Source organism: Hyphomonas sp. BRH_c22, assembly GCF_000961795.1.
Taxonomy (GTDB): domain Bacteria; phylum Pseudomonadota; class Alphaproteobacteria; order Caulobacterales; family Hyphomonadaceae; genus Hyphomonas.
The window spans coordinates 1-18,435 of record NZ_LADU01000120.1; the positions used below are offsets into that span (position 1 = coordinate 1).

Genomic DNA, 18,435 nt, shown 5'->3' on the forward strand with positions numbered 1-18,435 from the left:
CGCGCGAAGGAGTAGCCTCATGGCGAACACAAATCCACTGCTCGATGACATTGCCGGTCTGATGACTGGCGCAATGGGCGCGGCCCGCGCCGCAGGCGAGGAGGCGAAGACCGCCGCCCAGTCGCGCGTGCGTGCCCTGATCGCCGACATGGACCTTGCCGGCCGCGACGAGGTCGAGGCCCTGAAAGCCCTCGCCACAGCCGCGCTTGAGCGCGTCGAGGCGCTGGAAGCACGTGTCGAAACACTGGAAGCTGCGGCGAAACCCAAAAAGGCAAAAGCTGCGGAATAAGGCGTAAAGTCTGCAGAACCGGGTGGACGCGCGCCTGCTCGCTTGCTTAGTGGCCCTTGGCCTCCTCGTGCGAATCCTGCACCGTGCACGAGAGACTGAAAGGGGAACCCCATGAGCCTTGATCTCTCCCGCGCCGAGATCGACCTGCCAGATCCGCTCGAACGGGTCGAAGAAGCCCTCGAAACGGCTGGCTGGCAGTATGATCGCGATGAGGACGGCACGATCCAGGCCGTTGCCGAAACCAAGTGGGGCGACATGGGCGCCCTGTTTGCCTATCGCCCCGATCCGTCGGCCATCCATTTTTCGATGACCCTCGACGTGAAGCCCGTCGCGGCGCGCCGCGCGGCGATTGCCGAACTCATCATGATGGCAAACGAACGCCTCTGGCTCGGCCATTTCGATTACTGGGCCGACGAAGGTGTTATCATCTTCCGCTACACTTTCTCCATGCTTGACCGCGACGAGGTCTCGCCTGGTGAAGCGCGCGCCGCGATTGCGGCCTCGATCAGCGCGGCGGACCGGTTCGTGCCTGCGTTCAATTTCCTCATCTGGGCTGGCAAGTCACCGCGCGAAGCCATCGAAGCGGTGATGTTCGAAACCCACGGCGAAGCCTGACACCGCCTCCACGGAGAGCACCGGAATGCCTGCACCGACCATTGCCCTGATCGGCGCCGGACGCATGGGCGCTGCCCTCGTGCGCGGCTGGCTCGGCGCTGGCACCGGGTCGCCCATCATCATCGTCGATCCGTCGCCATCCGAGGTAGTATCCGGGTGGGCGTCTGCGGGCAGGGTGGTGCTCAACCCGGCACCTAAACCAGCGGATATCGTCGTGCTGTCCGTGAAGCCGCAAGTCTTCGCGTCCACCATCGAAGACACGTCACCTTTTATCGGGCCGGACACGCTCGTCCTGTCCGTCATGGCCGGTATTCTGCTGAAGCAACTGGCAGCCTCATTCGCATCCAGCCGTGTCGTGCGGGCCATGCCCAACACGCCGGGCGCCATCGGACAGGGCGTGACCGTCATTGCGGCACCGCCAGGCGCTGATCCGGCCGATATTGATGCCGCCACGGGACTGCTCCTGCCGTTGGGAGTCGTGGAAGGCCCGATCGACGAGAAGCTCATCCCGGCGGCCGCAGGAGTTTCCGGTTGCGGTCCGGCCTATGTCTTCCTGCTGGCCGAAGTGATGGCCATGGCCGGAGAGGCCGAAGGCCTGCCAGCCGATCTGTCGGCCCGTCTGGCCCGCCGAACCGTCGAAGGCGCAGCTGCCCTGATGGCATCCACGGGAGACGCCCCGGACGCCCTGCGGAAAGCCGTCACTTCACCCGGCGGCACCACGCAGGCCGCCCTTGACATCCTCATGGATGAAGGTGGGATGCCCATCCTGATGAGAAAGGCCCTGCGCGCCGCTGCGAACCGCGAAAGGGACCTCTCTCGTCAAAAGGACTGACGCAGGAGAGGTCATGGCGCCTACCAACAGTATTATCGAGCAGGGACTGCTCGCCGCCCTCGATCTTGCCGCCACCAAGCCCTGGTCCGAACTCACGCTTGGAGAGATCGCCGCGAAGGCGGGACTGACCTTGAATGATTTTCACGGCGTCGCGACACGCGAAACGCTGGCCGATGCCGCCGATGCGTATTTCGACCGCGCCATGTCCGCTGAGGCCATCGCCAGTGACGACCTGCCGCGCGAGCGCCTGTTTGAAGTCATCATGCTCCGCTTCGAGGCCATGGAAAACCATCGCGCCGGCCTGAAGTCGCTGCTGCGCTATCGCGAAACCCAGCCATCGATCCTCCTGCGCCTGCCGGCAGTCCGCGCGGCTTCGGCCCGTTGGGCGCTCGCGTCTGCCGGGCTTGATGATGACAGCGGTGCGCCGCTCAGCCTGAAAGTGCTGGCCATCGCCTTTGTGATCGCCCGCACAGAGCGCGCCTGGCGCAAGGAAACAAGCGGCGACTTCGCGCTCACCATGGCGGCGCTCGACAAATCATTGCGGGCGGCTGAGGAGCGCATGGACTGGGTCTCTCGCTTCACGGGCAAGTCCGCCGCGCCCAAACAGGAACCAGGACAAGAAAACGGTGCACCGGAAAACGGTGCCACAAGGGAGTAGACTGCATGACCCGTCCGGGACTCGACGGCAACCCGCTGGAACTGACACCAGCATGGTTCAATGACCTGTTCGACACGATCGGCATCGATGCCGAAGTCAGGGGCCTGACGGCCAAGTCGATCGGCACGGGCCAGATCGGTGAGAATGTCCGGTTCGTATTCGACTATGCCCACCAGGGCGGCGAGGCGCCTGCCACGCTGGTCGGCAAGTTCCCGTCAGCCAGCGAGGCCAGTCTCGCCACCGCTGCCATGCTCGGCCATTACAGGCGCGAAGTGATGTTCTACCGCACCTTCCCGAAAGTGGCGGGCAAGATCACACCGGCGGCCTATTACACGGACTATGACCCGGCGACGAACCGGTTCGCCCTGATCATGGAAGATATGGCGCCATCCGAACAGGGCGACCAGCTCAAGGGATGCTCTGTGGCAGAGGCTGAGCTGGCCCTCGCCGCAGCGGCCGTCCTGCATGCTGCCTATTGGGAAGATGAGAGCCTCGATCAGCACGACTGGCTCCAGGGCACGGCGGCCTCGCCGCCGCCCGTGCTGACGACCGAACAGGTTGCCGGGCTCTGGACGGGTTTCAAGCAGCGCTACGCGGCGCAGCTGACCTCGGATGTCATCGAAGTGGGCGATGCCTATGCCGCCGCCCTGCCGCGCTGGGGCGAAGCGCAACTTGGGCCCTTCGCGCTGACGCACAATGATTTCCGCCTCGACAACATGCTGTTCGGCAAGCCGGGCGCGCCGAAGCCGATTGCGCTGGTGGACTGGCAGACCGCTGCCAGGGGCGCCCCGGCCAATGATGTCGCCTATTTCATCGGCGCCGGACTGACGCGCGAGGAGCGCCCGAAGCATGAAAAGGCGCTGCTGCGCTATTACCATGCGCGTCTCGTCGAGGCCGGCGTCACTGGTTATGGCTTCGACGAGCTCTACGAACATTACCGCTGGTATTGCTTCTATGGCATGTCTGTCGCCTTCGGTGCCGCGATGCTGGTGAAGCAGACAGAACGCGGCGACGAGATGTTCCTCACCATGCTCCGCAGGCATGCCGCGCAGGCGCGTGACAATGATGCGCTGGTCCTTCTGACCTGAACTTTTTTAATGCAATCTGCAGCACATTCGGCAGAATCGGCGATTTGTCCCGGTGCGGGACAGGTTTCCGAAGATCGTCCTAACGCGGGGGGCGAAACTCACACGTCTGCTTATGCCTCAGCTTAAAACCACTCGTGTACATCTGTGACCTGAGGGCTCGAAGAAGTTGGGTCAGGCATTACCGAAACGAATGGTGTGTGATTATGGATACGCAGAACGCAAATCTGACGAGCGTCAAAGGCCCGGATGGCCAGATGCTCACACTGGCAGACCTGCCATCGCCCGGCATCTCGCGCTGGGTGACCCGCCGCAAGGCGGAAGTTGTCGCAGCCGTCTCGGGTGGCTTGCTGTCGCGCAAGGCAGCGTGTGACCGCTACAACCTGACGGATGAAGAATACGAAGGCTGGGAAAAGCTGTATTCCCGTCACGGTGTGAAGGGCCTGCGCACGACGCGGCTCCAGAAATACCGTCGCTAGCCACACGGCAGCCTGATTACCGAAACCCTTCCCGTTAAACACAAATTTACGGGCAGGCGGCTATCACCACAACTGGACTCCGGTTAGCCGGGGAAATCAGGAGTGGTTGATGGCAGGCAAATCCGGCAATCTCAATCCCGGCGCGGGACCCTCACCGAGGGCACTCGCGCTGGCGGCGTTTGTGATCGCCCTTGGCCTGCTGGCATGGCGCGGCAGCGCGCTGCTGACCTCAGACAATGCGCTCCCCGCGACCGCGACGCCGCTCGAGGCGTCCTTGATGAACGTGATCGAGCCCGTCGCCGGACCCGGCAATGCCCGTATCAGCGTCAACACTTCGGCAACCGGCGGGCGGACCGTCCTCGTCCTGCTCGACGCGCCCGCCAGCGCCCAGGCATCGACCATCGAGAACCTAGTCACCGCCGCTGCGCGCCTCGATGTGGCTGCGGGCGACCTGTTCGTGATGCAGCAGGCCACCTTTGCCAAGGGCGCGCCCGGGCGTCCTGACGCGGCCGCCTTTGGCGAATTGTCCTTCCTGGCCCTGCTAGCCGGCCTGCTCGGCTGGCTCGCTTTCGTGCCGCGTGATGACATGGTCTTCGAAACCGTCGAAGAGGCGCCCCTGCGCACCCTCTCACCCACAGCCGACCGCGATCGCCCCCACGCCCCCACGCCCGTGCGCACCGCCCGCCCACCGCTGCCCACCGGTGACGCCGCCGAACTGGCCCGCAAGGATCCCGCCCGCGCGGCCGAGATCCTGCGTGGCTGGATGAATAACCGGACGGATGCCGCATGAGCGCGCTGGCCATCGTTCCTGCCGGATCTGTTACCGTTTCTGACGGTCTTGCCCGCTCGGCCCGCCTCATGCGTGCCCTCGGACCCGAAGCGGCCGGTATCTGGGCCGAACTCGACCCGCAGGAGGCCCGCGCTCTGACCCAGGCGATGGACGCCCTCGGCGACAGCATGGACGGCGAATCCGAAGCGGCCAGCCGCTTTGTGGATGCGCACCGCCGTCTCAAACCTGCAGCGACGACGACAGGTTCCGTCTGGTCGCGCCTTTCGGCCATCGACACCAAAACACTCGCGGCCCTGGTCGCTGGCGAGCATCCCCAGACCATTGCCTTTATCTTGTCCCAGCTGAGCGGCGAAGCCTCGGCTCGCCTGCTGCGCGCCCTCAAGCCGCGCACGGCGATTGATGCGATGCATCGCCTGCTGCACATCGAACAGGTCCATCCGGCCGCCTGCGCCAGCCTCGAAGCCCAGATTGCAGCCCGTCTCGACGGCCTCCTTGGCAGCGGCAGCAAGGGTGGCCACGAGCGCGTTGCCCGGATTTTCGACAGTCTCGACAGCCAGTCCGAGAAGACTTTCCTGGCGGCTCTCGAAAACGCGGAACCGGGTGCGGGTGAAAAGGTCCGCGCGCTCATGTTCACCTTCGATGACCTCGCCCGCCTGGATGCGGCAGGCTTGCAGACACTGCTGTCGGCGGGCGCCCGCGCCACACTGGTCACGGCCCTCAAGGGTGCACGCGAGCAGACCGCTGCCGCCTTCTTCGCCAACATGACCCGCCGCGCCGGCGAACTGCTGCGCGAAGAGATCGCCGCTCATGGCGCGGTGCGCCGCAGCGACGTCGAAGCCGCCCGCCAGGAACTGGTCGCACTGGCCCGCAAGCTGATTGAAAAGGGCGATATCCGCCCCGGTGGCACGATTGAAGACGAGGATCTGGTCGAATGACCCAGCGGGCCGTCAAATCAGTGCAGTCCTTTGAGTTTCGCAGCGATTTCACGCTGCCGCCTGCGCCGGAACAGCCAGCCGACCCCGCTGATGGGCAGTTGACGCTGACCGGCCCGGAGCTGGCACGACTCCTGTCGGAGGCTCGCTCCGAGGGACTTGCCGAAGCCGCGCGGCTCGAATCAATCCAGAGCGACGAGCGCCTGCAGGCGGTCACACTGAAGCTGAATGACGCGCTGGCCGATCTTGTGATTCTTGCAAGGCATCTGGAAGCCGGCGCCTATGAGGGGCTCGACATTGCGGCGTCGCTGGACCTGATCAATGCGACGGCCCAGCGGATCATCGACGGCCAGGGCGACCTGTTTGCCGAGCGTTAAGGATTTGACACGCACACTCGCAACATTCTACGCCTGCGTAAGAACACAGGATTGATCGCTCATGCAGCCCGCCAACCCCGCCCTGAAGAAATCACTGATGGACGTGCCTGTTCGCGTCGACATCGTGCTGGGCGAGGTGCGCATGCCGATCGAGGACCTGATGGCGCTGTCACCGGGTGAGGTCGTTGCACTCGAGCGGCGCACCAATGAGACCATCGATATTTACGTTTCCGACAGGCTGATGGCGCGCGGACGCCTTGTCATCGCCGACGGCCAGCTGGGTGTGACCCTGTCCGAAATCGTCGATGAACGGGCGGCTGCCTAGGCTTCTCCAGCAAAAACAATGGTTTGAAAAGCGCCGCTCGGGCGTGTGCCATCCCTTCGTTAATTGGCTGTCACATTAGGCAAATCCTAATGCAAAAAAGGAAGTTGTTAACCATTTCGAGTGCTAACTGGCCTTCGACATGAACCGACTTGTCACGTGGTGAGGGCTGCGCGGGAAGGTCAAGAAGTTACGAGGATGCCGCCCATATGCGCATGAAGATGTTCGCAGCCGAGTCCTTCGAGGCCGCCAAGGCGATGATATTCGCCGAAATGGGCTCTGACGCTGTAATCCTTTCAGAACGCGAGATTGACGGTGGCGTGGAAGTGCGCGCCGCAACCGACAAGATGGGCGGCGGCATGGTGCCGAACGAGCCCCTCTTCCTGCGCGAAGCCCGTGGCAATACGCACGGCCGCGGCATCGAAAACCCTCTCTTCAGCCGTGTGCGCGATGCGCTGCTGTGGCATGGCGCCCCGCAGCGATTCGCTGACCGCGTGGCTGCCGAAAGCGCCGGCCGTTCCGGCGTCCAGTTCACAGACCCCGAAGATGCGATTGCCGAGGGCATTTCGCGCCTGGTGGCGTGCGATCCGATCCTGCCGCGCCTCGACCGCGATATCATACTCGTCGGACCGCCCGGACATGGGCGCACGGCCACGGCTGCGAAGCTGACCCGCCGCGCGGCTGTTGCGCGCGCCGAAGTGATGCCGATCGCGGCTGATCTCGACGGAACGGCTGGCGGTGCCCAGCTCGCAGCCTATCTCGAACTCGAGCAGGACCAGATCCGGGTCGTCGATACGCCCGAAAGCCTGTTCGACACGCTGCGCATGCTGCGCGAAGCGAACCGTCGCTGCGTTATCGACCTGCCGGCCATCAACCCGTTTGACGATGATGACATAGCCAGCCTTCAGGATCTTGTCGCGGCTATTCGGGCCGAGCCAGTGCTCGTCATGTCGGCCGAGGGACATCCCGAAGACCAGGCTGAAGCCGCAAAATCTTTCGCACGGGCCGGCGTCAAGCGCGCCGTCCTGACCAAGCTGGACGTTGTCCGGCGCCGCGGAGGCGCGATTGCTGCACTGTCATCCGCAGGCATCGCCTTTTCGCATCTGGCCGTTACGCCCTTCATAGGCGGCGGTCTGGTTCCGGCTGCGCCCTCGCGCCTGGCCGCCCTATTAATGGAAGACGCCCCCGGCGATGTCATCGCCATGAAAGGAGCCGCGTAGCCCTATGAGTTTCATGCTTCGAAAATCTCAGGACCGACCGCAGGCGCGCCCAACGCCGCGTGTCGCCCCCGCGTCGATTATCGCTATTGCCAGTGGCAAGGGCGGCGTCGGCAAGACATTCATGGCGATCACCCTCGCCAGCGCCTTTGCCCAGGCTGGCAAGCGCACGCTGCTGGTTGATGGCGACCTTGGCCTCGCCAATGTCGACGTCCAGCTCGGCATCGCACCGGAAACCGATCTTGCGGCGGTTATCGCCGGATGGGTCGAACTTGATGACGCCGTAACGCCGATTGATGGCGGTGCGGCGGGTGGCGGCTTTGACGTGCTGCCGGGCCGTTCCGGCTCGGGTGCGCTGGCTGAATTGCCGCCAGAGGAAGTGGCCCGCCTTGCGGCCGGTCTTTCTGCGCTCGCCCTGCAATACGATCAGGTCGTTCTCGACCTTGGCGCGGGTATCGAAGCCAATTGCATGCGCCTGGCCCGTGCCGCCGACAAGGCGCTGATGGTCATCACCGACGAGCCAACCTCGATGACCGACGCCTATGCCTTCATCAAGGTGCTGCGCGGATATGCACCTAATGTTGAGCCGGTCATCTGCATCAACCAGGCGGACACACGCGCAGGTGGCCAGCGCACCTATGAGGCCATCGCCCGTGCCTGCCAGACTTTCCTCGGATTCCGTCCACACCTTGCGGGCATCGTCATGCGCGACCCCAAGGTGCGGGACGCAATTCGTTGCCAGAAGACGCTGATCTCGACGGATCAGCAAGCACAGCCGATCCAGGATGCGATCGCCATCTCCCAGATGCTGATAGGCAATGCCCCCGCGGCAGAGCTTGGCTATTAATCAGTGTGAAGAAAGTGGAATTATTTGAGGTCGAGCCTACTCGCCGTTAACCTTCGTTAAAGAAACGGCCTGTAGGATTCACAAGGTTACACAAAGCGACTAGGTTGGTCGTATGAATGATTCGGGAGACGAGCCATGCGCGTCCTACTAATTGAAGACGATAGCGCTGTAGCGCGTTCCATCGAACTGATGCTGAAAGCCGCTGGCTTCAACATCTACACGACCGACCTGGGTGAAGAAGGCGTCGATCTTGGCAAGGTTTATGAGTACGACATGATCGTGCTCGACCTGTCGCTGCCGGACATCTCAGGCTATGAAGTTCTCAAGCAGCTGCGCATGGGCCGTGTGAACACGCCTGTGATGATCCTGTCGGGCAATCCTGACATCGAGGCCAAAGTGAAAACGCTCGGCTATGGCGCCGATGACTATCTCACCAAGCCGTTCAACAAGGACGAGCTGATTGCCCGCATCACGGCCATCGTGCGCCGTTCCAAGGGACATGCTGAAAGCGTGATCCGCACCGGCGAAATCCTGGTCAACCTGGATGCCAAGACGGTCGAAGTGGATGACGAGCGCGTCCACCTGACCGGCAAGGAATACCAGATGTTCGAGCTGCTTTCCCTGCGCAAAGGCACGACGCTCACCAAGGAAATGTTCCTCAACCACCTCTATGGCGGTATGGACGAGCCTGAGCTGAAGATCATAGACGTGTTCATCTGCAAGCTTCGCAAGAAGCTGCAGCAGGCAACCGGCGGCCAGCACTATATTGAAACCGTCTGGGGCCGTGGTTACGTGCTGCGTGATCCTCGCCCGAGCTCCAAAGCCAACGAAATCGAAGAAGCCGCCTGAAGCGCTTCAAACTGTTCGCGTTTTTCAAAAGCCCGGCCATCAAGGCCGGGCTTTTTCGTATCCAAAGCAGATGTCCGGCTTCCCGCAGTATCAGGATGCCGGTAAAGCTTGTGTGCCACGGGCAGGGGAACCTATGACGAAGATCCGGACTGCAAGCCTCCTCGTAGCCGTGCTCATGCTTGGTGGCTGTGTCACGCTGGTGCGCGGCGACGCCCCGGTCCTGGATCTGTCCGCGCACGCCTATATCGCCGGGTTTGCACCGGACGTGCGCATGTCCGGCTCGGACAATGCGGAATTCCTGGCACGCACGGGGAACACGCTTGAGCGTCTGGAGGCCCGCTCCGGCGATGATGCCATCGATATTCTTGCCCTGTCGGGCGGCGGCGCCGGCGGGGCATTTGGTGCCGGTGCAATCGTCGGCCTGACCCAGTCCGGCAAGCGGCCCGAATTCGAGATCGTGACGGGTGTCAGCACGGGCGCCCTGATCGCGCCATTCGCCTTTCTCGGACCGGAATGGGATGACGAACTGACCGAGGCCTATACCGGCGGCATGAGTGCCGACATCATCGGCCGGCCGGGTATCGGTACCGTGTTCCGCGTCGGCGTGTTCGATGACGCGTCGCTGCGCCGCCTGATTGATCATTTCGTCACCCTGGAACTTGTCGATGCGGTTGCCAGGGAAGCGGCAGACGGGCGAATGCTGCTCGCCGCAACGACCAATCTCGACAGCGAAGAGACCGTGATCTGGGATCTGGGCGCCATCGCCAGTCGCGGCGGCGAATCGGCGCGGCAGCTGTTTGTGAATGTGCTCGTGGCGTCTTCGAGCGTGCCGGGTGTCTTCCCGCCGGTCATGTTCGATGTCGATGCGGCCAGCGGCACCTATCAGGAGATGCACGTCGACGGCGGCACCACGGTGCCCTTCTTCATCGCGCCACATGCCGCTTTCGTGACCGGCGAGAAAATGGACGTTCTGGAAGACGTCAACATCTACGTCATTATCAATGGCCAGCTCGGAACCCTGCCGCGGGCGACGCCTGTGAGCACGGTGCCCATCACGATGCGGGGCTTTTCCGTCGTGCTGATGCACATGGCCCGTACCGAGCTGGCGCTGACCGCGTCCTTCGCGTCGCAGCATGGCATGAACCTCAAACTTGCGAGCATTCCGGCAACGATGCCATTTGCAGGGTCGCTTGATTTCGAAACAGGCACCATGCGCAACCTGTTCGATTTTGCGCGCGCCTGCGCCGCCAGTGACCGCCTGTGGCTCGACATCCAGGACGCGCTCGCCCGGCGCGGTGGCGTTGAGGGGTCTGAAACAGACTGCGGTGATGGCGCCGCGCCGCCAGAACCTGACTGACAGGCCGAGACGGAATAGGCGTCAGACGACGCGTATGCTGGCGGTCCCGGCCTCCATGCGCCCGATCACGGCGGCACCTGCATGACCGTGCTTCGCGAAGACGTCCAGCACCTGATCGACAGCGTCCGGTGCGCATGAGACAAGCAGGCCACCGCTGGTTTGCGGGTCGCACAGGATGTCGAGATCTGCGTCGGACAACTGGCGCTCCAGCGTGACGGCAGATTTGACCGAGTCCCAGTTGCGGCCCGACGCGCCGGTCTTCACGCCCGCCTCGGCGAGGCGTCGTGCCCCCCCGAACACGGGGACCAGACCCCCATCGATCACCCCGCTCACCCCCGCGCCACGGCACATCTCCGACAGGTGTCCCAACAGCCCGAACCCCGTCACATCCGTCGCGGCATGCACGCCGCCAATGCCAGCCAGATCGGTGCCCGGCGTGTTGAGCCGCGTGGTTGAGGCTATCATTTCGGCATAGTCGGAATCCTCAATGATTCCGCGCTTCAGCGCCGCGCTGTAGATGCCAACGCCCAGCGGCTTGCCGAGGATCAGCACGTCTCCGGCCCGCGCGCCTGAGTTCAGCAGCATCCTGTCCGGATGCACCAGTCCAAGCGCGACAAGGCCGTAGATCGGCTCGGCGGCGTCAATGGAATGCCCGCCGGCAATCGGCGCACCTGCAGTTTCCGCTACAGATTGCCCGCCTGCGAGAATGGCCCGTATGGTCGCGTTGGAAATCTTGCCAATCGGCATGCCCACGATGGCCAGGCAGAAAATCGGCTTCGCCCCCATCGCAAAGACATCCGACAGGGCGTTGGTTGCCGCGATGCGTCCGAATGTGTGCGGGTCATCGACAATCGGCGTGAAAAAGTCGGTCGTGGCGACCAGTGCGGTGGTCTCGTTCACCCGGTAGACAGCCGCATCATCGCTCGTCGCCGCATCAACGATCAGATCCGGATTGCCGATCGCTAGTGGCATTTCGCTCAGAATGTCCGCCAGCACGTTTGGCGCGAGCTTGCACCCGCACCCGCCGCCATGGGCAAGCGAGGTTAGGAGGGGCTCGGTCAAGGTGTCGGGCATGGGTGTGGTCCTTGTGTGTCACAGGGGGGCTTAGCGCGCAGGCCTCTGGCGAGGCAATGAAAACCTGCTAAGCGTGGCGCCGATGCCCTATCTTGAAACCGTTACGGACCTTGGCCCCGAATCCCTGTCGCGCTTCGATGCCATCATCGATGTGCGCTCGCCTGCCGAGTTTGCGGACGACCATATGCCCGGTGCGATCAACCTGCCTGTGCTGAGCAATGCCGAACGCGCCAGGGTCGGCACGATCTACAAGCAGGAGAGCCCATTTCGCGCCAATCGCGTCGGCGGCGCCATCGTCGCGCGCAATATTGCCGGGCACCTTGAATCCGCGCTGGCCGACATGCCGCGCGGCTGGCGGCCGCTCATCTATTGCTGGCGCGGGGGCATGCGATCCAATGCGATGGCGACGATCCTGTCCTCCGTCGGCTGGCCGGTTGGACTGGTCAAGGGCGGCTACAGGACATGGCGGCGGGACGTGGTCGAGGGGTTGGACGGCGACACGTCGCCCTTGCCGATTGTCCTGATCGACGGCCCGACAGGCAGCGGCAAGACGGCCATTCTCCAGGCGCTTCAAGACCAGGGCGGCCAAGTGATTGATCTTGAAGGCCTCGCTAATCACCGGGGATCGGCCTTCGGTGGCTTTGATGACCTGCCACAGCCGGCCCAGCGCCTGTTCGAGACCCATATCTGGGACCAGTTGCGGCGGTTTGACCTGTCGCGCCCGATCTTTGTCGAAGCTGAATCCGCGCGGGTTGGCGTGCGCCGTGTTCCACGGCGCTTGTGGCATGAGATGCTGGCGGCGAAACGGGTCGAGATCCATGCCTCGGCCTCCGTACGAAGCGAATTCCTCGTCACGGCCTATGGCGACGCAGTCAATGATCGCGGCAGCGTAGCGCGCGCGCTGGCCCTGCTGAAGCCGTTTCATGCCAAGGAGACGCTTGCCGAGTGGCAGGCGCTGGCGGATGCGGGTGAGCACCGCAAACTGGCGGAAGGCCTGATGCTGGAACACTATGATCCGCTGTACGCCCGCAGCCGCAAGCGGCGCGAAGACAAACCCGTTCAGATCATCGAACTGCCAGCTTTGTCTGCGGACGATATAGCCGCCGCGGCGAAGGCCATTCTCGCGCAGGCTTAACCGCGTGCCGCTTCCGTGCCCATCCGGGCAAGTTCGTCAGCGCGCTCGTTGCCGGGGTCGCCGGCATGACCCTTCACCCATTTCCAGGTTATCTCGTGGCGCTGGCAGGCCTCGTCGAGCGCCTGCCACAGATCCTGGTTCTTGACCGGCTTCTTCGCTGCAGTCTTCCAGCCATTGCGCTTCCAGCCCGTGATCCATTTTGTCAGGCCGTCTTTCACATAGGTGGAATCGACATGCAGCGTGATCTTTGACGGCTTCTTGACGGCATTGAGCGCTTCGATCGCCGCCACCATTTCCATGCGGTTATTGGTCGTCTGCCTGTCGCCGCCGAACAATTCCTTGCGTTTGTCACCCGCGATGAGCAAGGCACCCCAGCCGCCGGGGCCGGGATTGCCGCTGCACGCGCCATCGGTCCAGATTTCGATCTTGTCTGTCATGGGTCTCAGGTGATGAACTTTGCCCGCACCGTCAAGCGTCAGAAGACGCTCACGTCCACATCGGACAGCTGGTTGGCCGGTTTTACGATGGCGTGGAAGAGCAGCCCGCAGCCTGCCCCTGCGATGGCGCCGATCATCCCGCCTGAAAGCAAGGCGCCGAGGCCGCTCGTCACGCCGCCAATCAGGCCGAACCCGCCGGTCGTGCCGCCGACAAGGATCGCGCCCCAGATGCTGCCCCAGCGGGTATAGGGCCGGCGCTGCACGATACCGCGATAGGGAAGGCGCCCGATGGACAGGCCCAGCGCCAGCCAGGCGGCAGGCACGGTGATGAAGAACAGGATGAAATTATAGGTCGCCAGCTGCATGCCGCCATACATGCCGCTCAGGAGACCGTCGCTGCCCCGGAGTCCTGAATTCACCGAGGCGCCGAAAAGGCCCGCCATCATCGACAAAAGGCCAGTGAACACGGCGCCCAGCAGCGTCACGCCGAGGCAGGCGGCCAGAGACGCGAGCAGCAGGCCTGTCTTGATCCGTTTGAAGCGGCGTGTCTGAACCGGGCCGGCGTAGCTGGGCAAGGGGGCGTCAGCCTCGGGGACCGAAGGTTCCATCATGTGATCGCGGTCTTGTCAGGGCGCCGGATCAGCCAGAAAAGGCCAGCGGCGAGCAATCCGGTCACGGGGCCTGCGAGCAGAAGCGGCCAGGCTGCAAGCAAGCCGAGCGGATGACGCCAGCTGCCAGTGGCCGCGAAATAGACGAGCATGGTGATGGTCCCTACAGCGACGCCGAACAGGCTGTAGGTCAGCCCGCCGGTTCTGCCTTTGCGAACCAGCCAGCGGTGGGCCGGCAGCCCTGCGATCACCATTGCAGGCCATCCCAGCACAGCGCCCATGGCCGCGCCAATGAAGCCGAAGCCGACGAGGCTGGTTGCGATCTCCCGCAGCGTCGCCGGCCGGTATTCGGCCGAATTCACCTCAACCTGAAAGACGAATTCCGGTGCAATCGCCATGGCCAGCAGGGCAGCAGAGACCGCAGCAGCCACGGCAGGCGCAAACAGGGTGGCGAAGATCAGCTGGATCAGGTGGTTCCGGTTGCCATTCAAGCGCCATAGCCTTTCGCTGTGTTCACCTTGCGATGAAACGCCAGGCGTCCGGCATATTCGAGGGGGTTTTTGGGCTTTACAAGGGCACCGGCGGGCGTTGACGACCAGTCGGCAAGCCGGGTGAGGAAGAAGCGCAGCGCCGCGCCGCGCGCCAGAACGGGCAGCGCTTCGCGTTCGGACGGCTCCAAGGGGCGCACGCTTTCATAGCCTGCAATCAGGGCCGCACCCTTCGAAAAATTGAAGTCGAGCGAGGCCCCGCCGCCATCCTCGAAGGCCCAGGCATTGAGGCAGACGGCCAGGTCGTAGGCGAGGGCATCGGTGCAGGCGAAGTAGAAGTCGATGGCCCCGGAAAAACGGTCCCCGAGGAAGAATGCATTATCCGGGAACAGGTCAGCATGGATCGTGCCCCGCGGCAGGCCAAGCGCTTGCGGCTTCGCAGCGGCGATTTCGGAGAGGTCGGCGGCAATGGCATCAGCCAGGCCGGGCTGCAGCCCATCGGCGTCCGCTTCGTGGCCGGCCCAGAGGCGCGGCCAGGCTGCCGGGCCGAGGCCGTTCTCCCGCACCAAATCGAAATCTGCGAGCGCCAGGTGCATCCGCGCCATACCGGCGCCAAGCTCGCGGCATTGGGTGACGTTCGGCCTGCGTGGCGAAAGGCCCTCGAGGAAGGAGACGATCAGTGCCGGGCGGCCTTCCAGGGTGCGCAGTGCCGATCCGTCCCGCGCCGCGATGGGCGATGGGCAGGGGAAGCCCTTGGCGGCAAGATGCTGCTTCAGGGCGACGAAATAGGGCAGGTCGTCTGCGTTCACCCGCTTTTCGAACAGGGTGAGAATATAACGCCCTGTCTCTGTCTCGAGATAATAGTTCGAATTCTCTACACCCTCGGCAATCCCCTTGAAGGAAAGGGGATTGCCGAGGGTATATTCAGCGAGGAACGCGGCGAGCGCGTCGTCCGAAACCTGAGTATAAACAGCCATCAGGCCGGATTAGCTGGCCTTGGCGAGCATGTCACGCAACAACGTCTTGCCTGCCAGCAAGTAGTGAAGCGCCGCCCAGGCATAGCCGCAGCTGAAGATCAGGATGGACCATTGCAGGCCCTTGGCATCAGCGTTGGAGCAGGCGGCCAGTTCATCGGCGTTAAGTTCCGCCACCGCCTTGCAGGCATCCAGCGTCAGCCCGAGATCCGCCCCAGAGAGGACGACGGTCTTTAGGAAGGAGGACAGGATGCCAATGACCGGTGGCCCAAGGCCATAGCCGAGCAGGTTGACCACGAACAGCGTGATTGCCACAGCCGTTGCGCGCATCCGGCTGTCGACGACACCGCCGGCCACGGCGTACATCGGGCCAAGGTAGAAATAGTGGATCATCGCTGCGACCATCAGGGGCGGCATGGCGATCCAGAGGTTGCTGGCGGAATAGCCGATCAGATAAAATGGCACCGAGAAGAGCATGCCCAGCGCAGGAATCCACGAGAGAGCTGTCGGGTGACGCTTGGCCACCTTGTCCGCCAGGTAGCCGGATGTGAATACGCCGATAGCCGCCATGAGGCCCAGAATGATGCCGAACAGCAGGGACGCCTGCTGGATCGTCAACCCGTGCGTTCGGATCAGGAAGGATGTGGTGAACTGGCCAACGCCATAGCCGACAAAGGAGGCGATCGTCGCCCCGATTGTGATGTGCCAGTAGGTCGGCTTGCTCAGGAGAACCCTGAAGGCCTCTCCGAAACCGGCTTTGGCCATGCCTTGCAGGGCAATCGGATCGGAATGGCCGCGCGAAGGTTCCTTGACCGTCAATTTCACAATCAGCGAGATGAGCACGCCGGGCAGTCCGACAAGGACGAACGCAATGCGCCAGCCTTCGATCTGGCTCCAGTCCACGGCATTGACGGCGAAGGTCCAGCCCCATGCGCGGAAGAGGGCCTCGGCATTGTCGCCGGTTATATTGCCCGCGATGAAGCCGCCAAAAATCGCCGCAAACATGCCACCGAGCGGCACGCCAAGCGCGTAGATGGACACAGCGGTCGAGCGGTTGCGGGGATCGTAATAGTCGGCAATCAGCGAGTTGGCGGGCGGCGTGCAGCCAGCTTCACCAATGCTGACACCGACGCGGAACAGGAACAGCATGAGGAATGAGGTGGCAAAGCCGCAAAGCGCCGTCATCAGGCTCCAGAGGAACACGGCACCGGCGATGATCCAGACACGATTGTGTCGCTCCGAGAAACGCGCAATCGGAATGCCGAGGAAGGTGTACAGGACCGCGAATGCCGGACCGCCCAGAAGGCCCATCTGCCAGTCTTCAAGCCCGAACGACGCCTTGATCGGCTCGGTCAGGATATTGATGATCGTGCGGTCGATGAAGTTGAAGATATAGACGATCAGAAGGGCGCCCAGCACGTAAGAGCGGTAGCCTTTCGTCCCAAAGCCGGAATTGGGGGCTGCGATGATTGCGTCAGGCGGCGAATGGCTCATTCAGGGTCACTCTCTCTACGTTTGGTACGATGGCCGGAGGCCTTAGCAACAGGATCAGTCGGGGTTATAGCGGTCGCGCAGGTAGGTCCGGCTGGCCATGTAGTAGCAGGCCGACGCAGCGATGAAGACGAGTACGGTGGCCGCCATGGACTGGCGCAGGCCATCACCATAGGCCGCGCAGAGGGCCGGGCCAGCCTCGCCGAGTTCCAGCATCTGGGCGCCGCACATCTTGGGATCGAAGGCTGCGGCCAGGTCGCCATAGCCCGACAGGCCGATTTCGCGGGCCATGAAGAAGTCACTCATGGCGCCCACAAACAGCGGCCCGATGCCATTGCCGATAAGGCTGATGATGAGAAGCAGGACGGCGATCGTGGTGGCACGCGAGCGCGGGCTGACAATGCCCGTGCCCACCGAATACTGCGCTCCGAGATAGGCATAGTGTCCGACGGCCGCGATGGCCCAGAGGATGAAAGCCATGAGAAGCGTGGGGCTGAAGAAGGCGGCGATGTAAGCCGGGACGGCAACAAGCAGGCCCACGGACGGCAGCCAGGCCACGACGGCCGGATAGCGCCCGCTGAGCTTTTCCGAGAGGAAGCCCCCGACGAAAGTACCCAAAGCGGCAAATGCAGCGAGCGGCGCGCCATACATGATGGCGGCTTCACGCACACCGATGCCATGCACGCGCTGCAGGAAGGGCGCCTGGAAACTAATCAGGCCGTAGCCGACAAAGGCCACAAGGGCCGCGCCGAGGGCGAGCCACCAGAAGGTGGGCTTGCGGCCGAATTCCTGAAACGCTTCGAAAAAAGGTGTCTTGCGGGTCGGGTCGGCGTCTGGCGGATCGGAATAGCCACGCGGCGGTTCCTTGATCGTGAGCCATAGGATCAGCGCGATGATTACGCCGGGGGCGCCGATCACGACAAAGGCGATTCGCCAGCCTTCAACATTCGTCCAGTCCATGCCGGAGAACAGGAAACCAAGACCGATGGAATCGATCCAGGCGCCGAAATCGGCGCCTTTGATCGACGCTATCGTACCTCCGAAAAGCTGCGCAAGGACGCCTCCGATCGTCACGCCCATGGAATAGATGCCTATGGCATTCGCGCGACTTTTGGGTGGGTAGTAATCCGTGATGATTGAATTGGCTGGCGGCGTGCAGCCAGCCTCACCGATAGCAACGCCGACGCGGAAGATCAGGAGCCAGATAAAGGCCGTCGCCATCCCGCACAGGGCTGTCATGATCGACCAGACGATGACGCAAACCGCGATCACCATGACCCGGTTGCTGCGATCCGCCCACATGGCAATCGGAATGCCCATCAGCGCGTAGAACAGGGCGAAGGGCGGACCGGACAGGAGGCCCCACTGGGTGTCATTCAGACTGAATGTGTTGATGATCGGCTGGGCAACGACGGAGATCAGCGTCCGGTCGATGAAATTGAGCGTGTAGATCAGCATCAGCGCGATCAGGACATAGGAGCGATAGCCCTTTGACCCGTACCCGGTCAGTTGACCCTGCGTAACGGTCTTGGCCGCGGTGGTGTCGGTCATGCGCTGTCAGCCTCCCTGGAATTATCGC

22 protein-coding genes are annotated in these 18,435 nt (G+C 63.2%); 15 read left to right on the forward strand and 7 right to left on the reverse strand.

Annotated elements, in window-relative coordinates; translation table 11 throughout:
* The first annotated feature begins 19 nt into the window (after positions 1–19).
* The 14 genes from VR74_RS16865 to VR74_RS16930 all read left to right on the forward strand — a co-directional run bounded on the left by VR74_RS16865 (position 20) and on the right by VR74_RS16930 (position 10,649).
* Positions 20–289, forward strand: a complete 270-nt coding sequence (locus VR74_RS16865; RefSeq protein ID WP_045698741.1) for an accessory factor UbiK family protein — start codon at positions 20–22, stop codon at positions 287–289.
* 111 nt (positions 290–400) lie between these two features.
* A complete protein-coding gene (locus VR74_RS16870; protein WP_045698744.1) occupies positions 401–904 on the forward strand; it encodes a YbjN domain-containing protein in 504 nt (167 codons plus the stop codon).
* A 25-nt stretch (positions 905–929) separates the two neighbouring features.
* On the forward strand, positions 930–1,736 hold the full coding sequence (gene proC / locus VR74_RS16875) for a pyrroline-5-carboxylate reductase (RefSeq protein ID WP_045698746.1): 807 nt from the start codon (positions 930–932) through the stop codon (positions 1,734–1,736).
* Between the two features lie 13 nt (positions 1,737–1,749).
* Entirely contained in the window at positions 1,750–2,394 is a 645-nt protein-coding gene (locus VR74_RS16880; RefSeq protein WP_045698748.1) for a hypothetical protein, read from the forward strand.
* A gap of 5 nt (positions 2,395–2,399) precedes the next feature.
* Entirely contained in the window at positions 2,400–3,482 is a 1,083-nt protein-coding gene (locus tag VR74_RS16885; protein ID WP_045698750.1) for a phosphotransferase, read from the forward strand.
* Positions 3,483–3,685: 203 nt separating this feature from the next.
* Positions 3,686–3,958 (forward strand): DUF1153 domain-containing protein, encoded by a 273-nt coding sequence (locus tag VR74_RS16890; protein WP_045698752.1) that lies wholly within the window; start codon positions 3,686–3,688, stop codon positions 3,956–3,958.
* 106 nt (positions 3,959–4,064) lie between these two features.
* Positions 4,065–4,748: a hypothetical protein gene (locus VR74_RS16895; RefSeq protein ID WP_299950980.1), complete on the forward strand. Its 684-nt coding sequence runs from the start codon at positions 4,065–4,067 to the stop codon at positions 4,746–4,748.
* Complete coding sequence (locus VR74_RS16900) at positions 4,745–5,683, forward strand: FliG C-terminal domain-containing protein (RefSeq protein WP_045698755.1); 939 nt, start codon at positions 4,745–4,747, stop codon at positions 5,681–5,683. The genes VR74_RS16895 and VR74_RS16900 overlap by 4 nt, the downstream gene beginning before the upstream one ends.
* On the forward strand, positions 5,680–6,057 hold the full coding sequence (locus tag VR74_RS16905; protein ID WP_045698756.1) for a hypothetical protein: 378 nt from the start codon (positions 5,680–5,682) through the stop codon (positions 6,055–6,057). The genes VR74_RS16900 and VR74_RS16905 overlap by 4 nt, the downstream gene beginning before the upstream one ends.
* 61 nt (positions 6,058–6,118) lie before the next feature.
* Positions 6,119–6,382 (forward strand): flagellar motor switch protein FliN, encoded by a 264-nt coding sequence (fliN, locus tag VR74_RS16910; RefSeq protein ID WP_045698757.1) that lies wholly within the window; start codon positions 6,119–6,121, stop codon positions 6,380–6,382.
* Positions 6,383–6,588: 206 nt separating this feature from the next.
* Positions 6,589–7,599 (forward strand): flagellar biosynthesis protein FlhF, encoded by a 1,011-nt coding sequence (locus VR74_RS16915; RefSeq protein ID WP_045698758.1) that lies wholly within the window; start codon positions 6,589–6,591, stop codon positions 7,597–7,599.
* Between the two features lie 13 nt (positions 7,600–7,612).
* Positions 7,613–8,443, forward strand: coding sequence for an AAA family ATPase (locus tag VR74_RS16920; protein WP_299950983.1), 831 nt, complete (start codon positions 7,613–7,615; stop codon positions 8,441–8,443).
* A gap of 135 nt (positions 8,444–8,578) precedes the next feature.
* Positions 8,579–9,292 carry a response regulator transcription factor CtrA gene (gene ctrA, locus VR74_RS16925; RefSeq protein WP_045698762.1) on the forward strand — a complete coding sequence of 238 codons (714 nt, stop codon included), beginning with the start codon at positions 8,579–8,581 and terminating at the stop codon, positions 9,290–9,292.
* A 133-nt stretch (positions 9,293–9,425) separates the two neighbouring features.
* Positions 9,426–10,649, forward strand: a complete 1,224-nt coding sequence (locus VR74_RS16930) for a patatin-like phospholipase family protein (RefSeq protein WP_299950986.1) — start codon at positions 9,426–9,428, stop codon at positions 10,647–10,649.
* Positions 10,650–10,670: 21 nt separating this feature from the next.
* Here VR74_RS16930 and selD read toward each other — a convergent pair whose 3' ends face one another.
* Positions 10,671–11,723, reverse strand: a complete 1,053-nt coding sequence (gene selD / locus VR74_RS16935) for a selenide, water dikinase SelD (protein ID WP_045698764.1) — start codon at positions 11,721–11,723, stop codon at positions 10,671–10,673.
* A gap of 82 nt (positions 11,724–11,805) precedes the next feature.
* Here selD and mnmH point away from each other — a divergent pair, with 82 nt between their 5' ends.
* A complete protein-coding gene (mnmH, locus tag VR74_RS16940; protein WP_045698766.1) occupies positions 11,806–12,858 on the forward strand; it encodes a tRNA 2-selenouridine(34) synthase MnmH in 1,053 nt (350 codons plus the stop codon).
* On the opposite strand, the gene rnhA is transcribed toward mnmH, so the two are convergent.
* Genes rnhA through VR74_RS16970 form a run of 6 tightly spaced genes read right to left on the reverse strand, consistent with a single transcriptional unit; the run spans position 12,855 to position 18,407 of the window.
* A complete protein-coding gene (gene rnhA / locus VR74_RS16945) occupies positions 12,855–13,295 on the reverse strand; it encodes a ribonuclease HI (protein WP_045698767.1) in 441 nt (146 codons plus the stop codon). The genes mnmH and rnhA overlap by 4 nt on opposite strands.
* A 38-nt stretch (positions 13,296–13,333) precedes the next feature.
* The gene (locus VR74_RS16950; RefSeq protein WP_045698769.1) at positions 13,334–13,906 is read right to left on the reverse strand and encodes a hypothetical protein; all 573 of its coding nucleotides are present in this window, start codon (positions 13,904–13,906) and stop codon (positions 13,334–13,336) included.
* Positions 13,903–14,394: a hypothetical protein gene (locus VR74_RS16955; protein ID WP_045698771.1), complete on the reverse strand. Its 492-nt coding sequence runs from the start codon at positions 14,392–14,394 to the stop codon at positions 13,903–13,905. Before VR74_RS16955 ends, VR74_RS16950 begins: the two co-directional genes overlap by 4 nt.
* On the reverse strand, positions 14,391–15,368 hold the full coding sequence (thrB, locus tag VR74_RS16960; RefSeq protein ID WP_045698773.1) for a homoserine kinase: 978 nt from the start codon (positions 15,366–15,368) through the stop codon (positions 14,391–14,393). The genes VR74_RS16955 and thrB overlap by 4 nt, the downstream gene beginning before the upstream one ends.
* A 9-nt stretch (positions 15,369–15,377) precedes the next feature.
* Positions 15,378–16,859, reverse strand: a complete 1,482-nt coding sequence (locus VR74_RS16965; protein ID WP_045698775.1) for an MFS transporter — start codon at positions 16,857–16,859, stop codon at positions 15,378–15,380.
* A 54-nt stretch (positions 16,860–16,913) separates the two neighbouring features.
* Positions 16,914–18,407 (reverse strand): MFS transporter, encoded by a 1,494-nt coding sequence (locus VR74_RS16970; RefSeq protein WP_045698777.1) that lies wholly within the window; start codon positions 18,405–18,407, stop codon positions 16,914–16,916.
* Positions 18,408–18,435: the final 28 nt, after the last annotated feature.

Excerpts from the sequence above, each read along its gene's own strand:
- VR74_RS16865 (WP_045698741.1), top strand. The coding sequence starts at position 20 with ATGGCGAACACAAATCCACTGCTCGATGACATTGCCGGTCTGATGACT.
- VR74_RS16870 (WP_045698744.1), top strand. The coding sequence starts at position 401 with ATGAGCCTTGATCTCTCCCGCGCCGAGATCGACCTGCCAGATCCGCTC.
- proC (WP_045698746.1), top strand. The coding sequence starts at position 930 with ATGCCTGCACCGACCATTGCCCTGATCGGCGCCGGACGCATGGGCGCT.
- VR74_RS16880 (WP_045698748.1), top strand. The coding sequence starts at position 1,750 with ATGGCGCCTACCAACAGTATTATCGAGCAGGGACTGCTCGCCGCCCTC.
- VR74_RS16885 (WP_045698750.1), top strand. The coding sequence starts at position 2,400 with ATGACCCGTCCGGGACTCGACGGCAACCCGCTGGAACTGACACCAGCA.
- VR74_RS16890 (WP_045698752.1), top strand. The coding sequence starts at position 3,686 with ATGGATACGCAGAACGCAAATCTGACGAGCGTCAAAGGCCCGGATGGC.
- VR74_RS16900 (WP_045698755.1), top strand. The coding sequence starts at position 4,745 with ATGAGCGCGCTGGCCATCGTTCCTGCCGGATCTGTTACCGTTTCTGAC.
- VR74_RS16905 (WP_045698756.1), top strand. The coding sequence starts at position 5,680 with ATGACCCAGCGGGCCGTCAAATCAGTGCAGTCCTTTGAGTTTCGCAGC.
- fliN (WP_045698757.1), top strand. The coding sequence starts at position 6,119 with ATGCAGCCCGCCAACCCCGCCCTGAAGAAATCACTGATGGACGTGCCT.
- VR74_RS16915 (WP_045698758.1), top strand. The coding sequence starts at position 6,589 with ATGCGCATGAAGATGTTCGCAGCCGAGTCCTTCGAGGCCGCCAAGGCG.
- VR74_RS16920 (WP_299950983.1), top strand. The coding sequence starts at position 7,613 with ATGCTTCGAAAATCTCAGGACCGACCGCAGGCGCGCCCAACGCCGCGT.
- ctrA (WP_045698762.1), top strand. The coding sequence starts at position 8,579 with ATGCGCGTCCTACTAATTGAAGACGATAGCGCTGTAGCGCGTTCCATC.
- VR74_RS16930 (WP_299950986.1), top strand. The coding sequence starts at position 9,426 with ATGACGAAGATCCGGACTGCAAGCCTCCTCGTAGCCGTGCTCATGCTT.
- selD (WP_045698764.1), bottom strand. The coding sequence starts at position 11,723 with ATGCCCGACACCTTGACCGAGCCCCTCCTAACCTCGCTTGCCCATGGC.
- mnmH (WP_045698766.1), top strand. The coding sequence starts at position 11,806 with ATGCCCTATCTTGAAACCGTTACGGACCTTGGCCCCGAATCCCTGTCG.
- rnhA (WP_045698767.1), bottom strand. The coding sequence starts at position 13,295 with ATGACAGACAAGATCGAAATCTGGACCGATGGCGCGTGCAGCGGCAAT.
- VR74_RS16950 (WP_045698769.1), bottom strand. The coding sequence starts at position 13,906 with ATGATGGAACCTTCGGTCCCCGAGGCTGACGCCCCCTTGCCCAGCTAC.
- thrB (WP_045698773.1), bottom strand. The coding sequence starts at position 15,368 with ATGGCTGTTTATACTCAGGTTTCGGACGACGCGCTCGCCGCGTTCCTC.
- VR74_RS16965 (WP_045698775.1), bottom strand. The coding sequence starts at position 16,859 with ATGAGCCATTCGCCGCCTGACGCAATCATCGCAGCCCCCAATTCCGGC.
- VR74_RS16970 (WP_045698777.1), bottom strand. The coding sequence starts at position 18,407 with ATGACCGACACCACCGCGGCCAAGACCGTTACGCAGGGTCAACTGACC.